The organism is Marinitenerispora sediminis (genome assembly GCF_003336425.1).
Lineage (GTDB): Bacteria > Actinomycetota > Actinomycetes > Streptosporangiales > Streptosporangiaceae > Marinitenerispora > Marinitenerispora sediminis.
Window position 1 is genome coordinate 1 of sequence record NZ_QEIO01000182.1, and the last position, 8,880, is coordinate 8,880.

Genomic DNA, 8,880 nt, shown 5'->3' on the forward strand with positions numbered 1-8,880 from the left:
CGGCGGGGCCGGGCTCGGGGGCGAGGTCGTGCAGCAGCTGGCCGCGCAGCAGCTCCTCCGGCCGGTCGCGCTCGCGGATGAGGTACGGCGTCCCCTGGTGCACCAGGACCTCGGCCGGCCGGCCGTGGCCGAGGAACAGCGTGGGGGAGGCCGTGAGCCCGTAGGCGCCCGAGCGGAGTACCCCCAGCAGGTCGCCGGGACGCAGTGGCGGCAGGGCGACGTTGCGGCCCAGTGTGTCGTTGGGGGTGCACAGCGGCCCCGTGACGTGCCAGGGTTCGGCGGGTTCGGTGGCCGTCCGGTTGAGCAGCCGCATGGGGAAGTTGCGTTTGACGAACGACCCGATGCCGACCGCCGCCATGTGGTGGTGGGTGCCGCCGTCGGTGACAGCGAACCGCTCGCCCATGGACCGCTTGGTGTGGCGGACGCCCACCACGTAGGTGCCCGAGGGGGCGGTGAGGTAGCGGCCGAGCTCCAGCACCAGCCGGGTGGCGGGGTGGGCCGCCCGGAACCCCGCGACCAGCGGGTTGAGCCCCTCGGCCAGCCGGACGGGGTCGAGGTCGCGTTCCCCGTCGAAGTAGGCGACGCCGAGGCCGCCGCCCACCCCCACCAGTTCCAGGGGGAGGCCGAGCCGGCCGGCCTGCCGGTCCGCGAGTTCCAGGATGTTGCGGGTGTTCGCCACGATCACGTCCTCGTCGAGGATCCGGGTGCCCAGGTAGACGTGGATCCCGATGAGGCGCACGCCGGCGAGGCCGCGGGCGAGCCCGACCGCGTCGGCGAGCTGGTCCTCGTCGATGCCGAACTGGCGGGGCCGGCCGCCCATGGCCAGACCCGCGCCCCGGGCCTCGAAGGCCGGGTTGACCCGCAGCGCCACGGGCACCCGGACGCCGCGCGCACGGCCCAGCTCGTCGATGTCGCTGAGTTCGCCCAGGGACTCGCACAGGATGGCGTGCACGCCCTCGTCGACGCAGGCGGCCAACTCGGCCCGGCTCTTCCCCGGACCGGGCACCATGATCTCCGCGGCCGGCACCCCGGCGCGGCGGGCGGTCAGCAGCTCGGCGAGGGAGGACACCTCCGCACCCGCGCCGAGCGAGCGCAGCAGCGCGCAGATGGAGACGTTGGGGTTGGCCTTGAGCGAGTACCGGATCTCCAGCGCCGGGTGCAGCCGCGCGCGCAGGCCGCGGTACTGCCCGGCGAGCACGTCGCCGTCGTAGACGAACAGCGGTGTGCCGAACCGCCGCGCCAGCTCGGTGAAGGGGATGGACTGCACCCCGGATTCGTCGGTCACGCCGTGTTCCTCGCGCTGAGGGCGTGCAGCCGGCCGTCGATCTCGGCGTTGATCGCGGCCAGCCGCTCCGCCGTGTCGGCGACGACCAGCCCGAACAGCCGGCCGTCGAAGGAGGGACCGGGCGGGCTCCCCGCCGGCGGGGCGGCCGCGTTGACGGTCGCGTGGTTGGTCACCAGGAGCCCGGAGGCCGCGCCCGGTGTGAGTAGCAGCGGGCCGAGGGCCTCGCACAGCTCGGCGAACCGCACGGGCGTCCGCAGCCGGAGCGGGTAGTGCCGGGCCAGGGTGACCTGGTCGGGGCCGACGAGGCGCTCGTGGACCCGCGCCTGGTAGGTGGACATGTTGTTGCGGGCGTTGATCTCGATGACCGGGTGCAGCCGGCCGTCCGGCTCGACCAGGGCGTCGACGCCGACCATCCCGTGGTAGCCGTCGGTGTACAGCCGGGCTCCCAGCCGCACCGCGGCCTCGGCCAGTTCGGCGCGCTGCGCGGCGGTGAGCCGGGCGGGGGTCCGGTGTCCCTGGTGCACGCCGCCACTGGTCAGCGCCTCCTTGACGAAGTCGAACCGCACCGTGCCGTCGCGGGCGACGGTGAAGTGGTAGTTGAGGTCCGCGCTCTTGGCGACCCACTCCTCGACGACCACCGCCACCCGGTCGCCGGAGGCCGCCGCCCGGTCGCCGATCATGCGGTGCACCCGGTCCAGCCGGCGCTCCTCGGTGACCACCGAGAGACCGCTTCCGGAGACGCCGAACGCGTCCTTGACCACGACCGTGCCGCCCGCCGCCAGTACGGTGCGCGCCCAGGCGACGGCGTCGGCGAGTTCGGCGGGCGTGTCGCAGGCGCGGCCGGCCGGCTGGCGCAGGCCCACCGCGTCGGCGGTACGGCGGCTGTAGACCTTGCTGTTGACGGCCTTGCACACCGCGGAGGAGGGCGGGAGCGGCGGGAGCGAGCAGCGCTCGGCCAGCCGCTCCTCCAGCCGGGAGACGCCGTGCGGCATGAGCCGGTGGCCGGCCGCGGCGAGGCGGCCGAGTTCGGCGAGGAGCGCGGGGTCCTCCAGGACGTCGAGGGTGACGGTGCGCTCCGCCCGCTGCCGGGCCGGCACGAGCACCCGCGGCAGGTCGATTCCGAGGCCGGCCAGGTGGTCCAGGTGGTCGGGGTCGGGCGGGGTCTTGAGCACGACGTGGTCGTCGCCGTCGGCGAGCAGCAGGGCGAACTGGTCCATCCGGTGGACCACCGCGCGCCCGGCGGCGAAGCGCACCCGGGGCAGGCCGCACTCGCCGGCCGCCCACTGCTCCTCGACCTCGAAGTTGCCGAGGTGGACCAGCGGCGTGTCGGCGGCGCCGGCGAGCGCCGACTTCAGCCGGCGGGTGAAGCCGTGCGGCAACGCGGAGGCGTCGCCGTCGGGCACCGCTGCGCGGGGCGCGGCTGCCGTGGGAGTGCCGCGGCCGGAGGTGGCGCGGAGGGTCACGAGTCCGCCTCTCTAGTGCCGGAACACCATGGCCGAGAAGGTCGCGCCGAGGCCGACCGCGGTCATGAGGTAGTGGTCGCCGGGCCGGAGCCGGCCGAGTTCGCGCGCCGACTGGTGGTTGATGAAGGAGTCGGCGCAGAAGCAGTGCCCGGTGACGGGCAGGTTGTCGAGGAAGATCCGGTCGCGGGGCAGGCCGGTCATCTTGGCGACCCGCAGCCACGAGACCAGGTTGACGTTGTGCGGCAGCACGAGGTCGATGTCGGACGGCCGCAGGCCCGCCTGCCGCACCGCCGCCAGGACCACTTCGGCGAGGGTCGCGGGGTACACCGCCTCGAACTCCGCGTCGAGCTTCACCGGCAGGAACGGGGCACCGTGGAACTGCCCCTTCGTCTGGGTGGCGTAGCCGAGCAGCCGGTCGCGGTCGCCGTGCGCGCTGACCAGGACGGTGGCCATCCCCTCCCCCATGATCGCGGTGTCGCGGATGAGCTGCGCCGACGGGGTGAACGCCTTCTCGCCGGCGAAGACGAGCGCGAGGGCGTCGGGATCGCCGTCGGCCGCGAGCAGCCGCCCGGCGATGTCGACCGCGAGCAGCCCGGAGGCGCAGGCGTGCTGGGTGACGGAGAAGGCGGTGGCGTGGCGCAGCCCCAGTTCGGCGCACACGTCGTGCAGCGGGTTGATCGGGTAGGGCGCGCACAACTGGATGGTGCGCGGGTAGAGCACGTACCGGACGCGGTGCTCCGCGCCACGCAGCGCGTCGAGCCGGCCGGCCGCGCTCAGCATGAGGTCGCGCAGGCCCGCCCCGGGGGCGCGGCGCACCTGGGAGAACCCGTAGAAGCGCTCGTACAGCGCGATCTGCGAGCCCTCGACGCCGAGCTTGCCGAGGATCTCGGAGACGGGCGTGCTCTCCGACGGCAGGTAGCCGGCGACCGCTTCCAGACAGGTCATGTGATCTCCGCATCGTGGTCGCCCCGCGCAGACGGGGACGTTCGGTCGTCGCGACGGCACGCCGGACTCGCGACCGCGGCAGCATGACTCAGGCTCCCGGTTGCGCGCGGCCGGCAGAAGACTCCGACGGCCGCACGAACGACCTACCCGATCGGCCAGGGTCGAGCCCGTGCCCCGTGGAGACCAGGCGGCTCCAGCTGAGGCTGTACCGCTGGACGGGGGCGGAGTCCGGCCCTGCGCTCGGCGGCCGCACCCCCGGAGCGGCCGACACCGGCCGGACGCGGCGATACGGGAGCCGTCCGCGCCCAACGCGAGGCGCGAGCGTCGAGCACGGGGTTCACGAAGCCGTCGAAATCCGCCCTGCGGCTTGATAGCGTCCCAGCTCAGCGACCCTGCTCCCCGCGCCCGCGGGGGTGCTCCCGAGCAGTACTTCGGCGGCGGCCCGTTCACTGGATGCTCCCCCCGTACGCGGGGGTGCTCCCACATGCGACGTGGTGCGTCATCGGGAAAGTGACTGCTCCCCTCGCGGGGGGTGCTTCCCGCTGAGGCTCCGGGGTCATCCGCTCAGGTACCTGCCTCCCGCGCATGCGGGAGTGCTCCGCCGGCGTCGGCCGCCGTAGGGGGCACGGCGGATGCCGGGGCTCGGACCGGCACGGACGTGTCCGGCCGGTGGGCGCCCTCCGGGGCGGGCGCAAGGGAGGCGGGAGTACCTGCTCGCGCGCCTGCAGGTCCGCGGCCGCCAGACCCGGCACCTGTTTCCCGTTCCACGGGAGGGCTGCCCGTCGCGCCACGGGAGAGAGCTTCGTCTCGCCACGGGAGAGGGCTTCGTCTCGCATGACGGCGGAGTTCGGGGCCGTGCTCCGCCTGCGGACGGAGGACGGCCCCTTCTGTTCCGCCCGGTCCCCTGCCCCTGCCCCTGGCCGCTCGCGCGGTGGCGCGCCACGGGGTCCGCGGGCGGCGTGCGTCGCCGGTGCCGGGTCGGACCGCTCTCCGTCAGTCCGCTGTTCCGTCGGTGACCAGCACCACCTTGAACGCCTCCCGCTGGTCGAACAGCCGGTAGCCGTGCGCTGCCTCGGTGATCGGGAGGCGGTGGGAGACGACGAGGGACGGATCGATCCGGCCGCCGGTCATCAGGGCGAGGACGCGTTCGCGGTGCCGGATGGGGTCGCCGACCGTGAAGCGCAGGGTCAGCTCGCCGGCGAACGCGCGCGCCGCGGGGAACGGCAGCGCGTCCGAGGCGTGCGCGCCGACCGTCACCACGGTCGCGCGCGGTCCGGCGCTGTCCAGCGCGCGGCGCAGCGCGCTCTCGGATCCCACGGCCTCGATGATCGCCATGCCGCCGCTCGCCTCCGCCGCCACCGCGAGCACGCCCGCGAAGTCCTCGGGGGCGGCGGCGGTCAGGCCAGCCGCGCGGGCCCGTTCCCGGCGGCCCGCGTCGGGGTCGGCGACCACCACGGTGGAGGCGCCGGCGACGGCCGCGCACGAGCCCGCGAGCAGGCCCACCGGTCCGGCGCCCACCACGCCGACGGTGTCGCCGGGGCGGATTTGGGCGTCGGCGACCGCGGCGTAGGCCGTGGTGAGCACGTCCCCGGCGAAGAGTGCCTGCTCGTCGGTGACGCCGTCCGGGGTGCGGGCCAGTACGACGTCGGCGTAGGGGACGCGCACGTACTCGGCCTGGCCGCCCGCGACGGCGGCGCCGACCACGGTCGAGTAGCCGAACAGCGTCGCCTCCGGGCAGTGGTAGTGCCAGCCCCGGGCGCAGCGGGCGCAGCGCCCGCACGCCACGATGTCGGAGGCGAACACCCGCTCGCCCGGCGCGAAGGGGACCTCGCGGCCGGCGGCGACGACCGTGCCCGCGAACTCGTGGCCGAGGACGGTGCCCGGCGCGAAGCCGGGGATCTCGCCCCGGTAGGGGTGCAGGTCGGTACCGCAGATGGCGGCGCGGGTCACCCGCACGACCGCGTCGCGCGGCCCGCGGACGCGCGGCTCGGGCAGGGCGGTGTCGACCTCGACCCGTCCGGGGCCGGTGTAGACGACCCCCTTCACCGCGCGCCCTCCTCGCCCTGGCCGCCCTGGCCGCCATGGTCGCCGTCGAGGTCGAGCACCCGCCAGTCCTTCGCGGCCAGGGCCACGCGCCGGGTGCGCCCGTCGCCTCCGGTGAGCTCCGTCTCGACCGGAGCCGCCCGGTGGTTCACGACGACCGCCCGCCGCCGGCCCTCGCTGCGGCCGGTGACGATCTCGACGTCCGGGACGTCGCACCGCGTGCCGGGCGGCACGCCGGCCCAGTCCGCGACGCGCCGGTAGAGGTCCTCCCAGGGGGCCGACGTGAGCCGGCCCGGGCGGTCGAGTTGGCGCTCCAGGGGCAGCGCCGCGAACAGGACCCGCCCGGCGCCGTGCCGGCGGGCCAGGAGCGCGGGGGATCCGTCGTCGTAGCAGGCGACGGGCGCCGCGGTGGTGGGCCGCACCGTCACGGGCGGCGCCGCGGCGGCGGCCCAGTCGATCTCCCACCTCCGGCCGCCCCACGAGAAGGCCGAACGGCCGTCGGCCTCCAGCGAGAAGTCCACCAGCCGCGCACCGGCGATCTCCTCGCCGGGGAAGCCGTGCAGGTGGTCGCCGAGGGAGACGTAGACGCTGGCGCCGACGTGGGCTGCGGCGCCGATCCGCCCGATGTCGGCGAGGGTGAGGTGGGTGACGGAGGGGCAGACCACCAGCCGGTACCCCGCGGGATCGCCCGCGACGACGTCGAAGTCCAGATGGGCGCGCTTCAGCAGCAGGTAGGCGTAGAAGACGGCGAGGGTGCCGATCTCGGCGTCGAGGTAGCCGCCGCCCTTGGGCCGGGCGCGTTCGGGCACGTAGAGCGCGACGGGCGCCCGGGGCCTCCGCAGCGCGAGCGCCGGGGCGGAGCTGACCACGCGGGCGTACTCGGCCATGGCCGGTTTGGTCCGCCCGCCCGCGGTGTGCAGCCCGACGAGGCGCTCCATCGGGCGGTCGTGGTACGGCTCGGCGGTGGACGTGATGTCGCGCCAGCACCACGGGATGATCCCCTGGGCTCCGTTGGCCAGGGCCGACGCCGCCGCGGCCCGCAGGTAGTGGGCCGCCGTGGTGTCGTCCACCCCGTAGCTGCCCAGCTCGTCGACGACCGCCGGCCCGTAGGCGCCGGCCGTCCGGGCGAGGAACGGCGCGAGGTGCGTCGCCTTCACCGCCAGCGTGGACTCGATCGAGCCCGGCGCCCAGGTGGGGAAGCCGTGGGTGGCGACGAGGTCGAGCCCGTCGGCGTTGTCGGGGCCGAACGGCGACCGGCCGAGGACGCCGGACGCGTCGTTGGCCTGGGTGACGAGCGTCCCGGGCCGTTCGCCCCGCAGGGCGGCGGCGATCCGCCGCTGCCAGCCGGCCACGTCGGCGGCCGGCAGGGCCGCGGCCTCGGCGGGGTCGACGTTGCCGATCTCGTCCCCGAGGTCGAAGGCCAGCAGGTTGTCCCTGTCGGCGAGCTCTCGGGCGACCGCGCGGGCGAACGCCTCCTGCTGGTCGAGCATGCCGGGGTCCCGCCAGAGGCTGCGCCCGTGCCGCCACGGGAGGTCGAGCCGCTGGCCGTTCATCCAGATGGTGAAGAGCGAGACCACGCACGCCAGCCCGGCGTCGCCGGCGGCGGTCACCGCCGCCCGCAGCCGGCCCAGCAGGGTGGGCCGGATGTACCCGGATTCGGGCTGGAAGTCGCGCCAGAACACGAACAGCCGCACGGTGTTCAGGCCGGCCGCCGCCATGTCCGCGAAGTCCGCCTTGAGCGCGGCGGGGTCCCAGTCGGTCCAGATCCGGCACCCGGCCTCGCTCGGGTGGTAGTTGACGCCGAGCACGGTGTAGGGCCGCCCGTCGCGGCACAGCCGCCCCTCGACGACCTGGAACGTCACGCCCGCTCCTCCCCGCTCCGGTGCACCGCGGTGACGAGGGCGTCGGCCGCCAGCACCGCGTCGGCGCCGCTCATCCGGCTGTGCAGCGGCAGCGAGAGCAGCCGCGGCGCGACGTCCTCGGTGACCGGCAGCGCGCGCCGCGCGGAGTCGAAGGCCCGCAGGTAGTGGCTGAACCGGTGCGTGGGCGGGTAGTGCACGGACGTCTGGACGCCGGCCGCCCGCAGGTGCGCCCGCACCTGGTCGCGGGGCACGCCCGGCGGGAGCAGGACGGCCATGAGGTGGTGGGCGCTGTCGCCGGTGCGCTCGGCGAAGGGGAGCCCGACGCGGGGTTCCGCGGCCAGCGCCTCGCGGTACTCGGCGACCAGTTCGCGGCGGCGGACGCGGTCCTCGGGCAGTCGGCCGAGCTGCACCCGGCCCAGCGCGGAGGAGATCTCGGTGGGCCGGTAGTTCAGCCCGAGGCCGTCCACGTCGTAGCCGGCGACCCCGCCGCGGGTGCGGTCCCAGGTGGAGGTGGACAGGGCGTGCGAGCGCAGGGAGCGGATGCGGTCGAGCACGCCGGGGTCGCGGGCGACGACCATGCCGCCCTCGCCCGTGGTCATGTTCTTGGACGAGTAGAAGCTGAAGCAGCCGATGTCGCCGACCGTGCCGAGCGCCCCGGCGTCGGTGCGCACGACGGGCGCGTGCGCGGCGTCCTCGATCAGCGCGGCGCCGTGCTCGCGGGCGATGGCCGCGAGTTCGTCCAGGTGGGCGGGGTGGCCGCCGAAGTGCATGGCGACGATCGCCCTGGTTCGGGCGGTGAGCAGCCGGCGCACGTCACCGGGGTCCACGGTGAGGTCGTCGGGCGAGACGGCGTCGGCGAACACGGGTGTCGCGCCGCTCAGCGCCGTGACGGCCGCCGATGCGACGAAGCTCAGCGACGGCACGATGACCTCGTCGCCGGGCCCGATGCCCAGCGCCAGCACCGCCAGGTGCAGCGCCGCGGTGCCGCTGCTCACGGCGACCGCGTCGGCCGCTCCGAGCGCCGCGGCGAACTCCCGCTCGAAGGCGCGGGTGACGCTCCCGGCGGTGAGCCAGCGGGACCGGAGCACCTCCGTGACCGCCTCGATCTCCTCGACGTCGATGGTGCTGTCGGCCAGGGTGACCTTCCAGGCGGGTTCCCCCGCCGATCCGGCGGCTGCCGTCATCAGGACTCCTTACCTTTCGGCTGCTGGTTCGGTGCGAGCCCTGCGCGGTGGCGCGGGGGCCGCGGAATGGTCGGGCCGCCTGTCTCTTATACACATCT

6 protein-coding genes are annotated in these 8,880 nt (G+C 75.3%); all 6 read right to left on the minus strand.

Going from position 1 to position 8,880, the window contains the following annotated elements:
* The coding region (locus tag DEF28_RS23710) for a type III PLP-dependent enzyme (protein WP_147281089.1) at window positions 1-1,285 on the minus strand (1,285 nt) is incomplete at its 3' end.
* Entirely contained in the window at window positions 1,282-2,748 is a 1,467-nt protein-coding gene (locus DEF28_RS23715; RefSeq protein WP_199493489.1) for a preATP grasp domain-containing protein, read from the minus strand. The genes DEF28_RS23715 and DEF28_RS23710, both read right to left, overlap by 4 nt.
* A gap of 12 nt (window positions 2,749-2,760) precedes the next feature.
* Window positions 2,761-3,693, minus strand: a complete 933-nt coding sequence (locus tag DEF28_RS23720) for a 3-oxoacyl-[acyl-carrier-protein] synthase III C-terminal domain-containing protein (RefSeq protein WP_114396998.1) — start codon at window positions 3,691-3,693, stop codon at window positions 2,761-2,763.
* Between the two features lie 993 nt (window positions 3,694-4,686).
* Entirely contained in the window at window positions 4,687-5,739 is a 1,053-nt protein-coding gene (locus DEF28_RS23725; protein ID WP_158562911.1) for an alcohol dehydrogenase catalytic domain-containing protein, read from the minus strand.
* The gene (locus tag DEF28_RS23730) at window positions 5,736-7,598 is read right to left on the minus strand and encodes a cellulase family glycosylhydrolase (protein WP_114397000.1); all 1,863 of its coding nucleotides are present in this window, start codon (window positions 7,596-7,598) and stop codon (window positions 5,736-5,738) included. The genes DEF28_RS23725 and DEF28_RS23730 overlap by 4 nt, the downstream gene beginning before the upstream one ends.
* A complete protein-coding gene (locus tag DEF28_RS23735) occupies window positions 7,595-8,782 on the minus strand; it encodes a DegT/DnrJ/EryC1/StrS family aminotransferase (protein WP_114397001.1) in 1,188 nt (395 codons plus the stop codon). The genes DEF28_RS23730 and DEF28_RS23735 overlap by 4 nt, the downstream gene beginning before the upstream one ends.
* Between the last annotated feature and the right edge of the window lie 98 nt (window positions 8,783-8,880).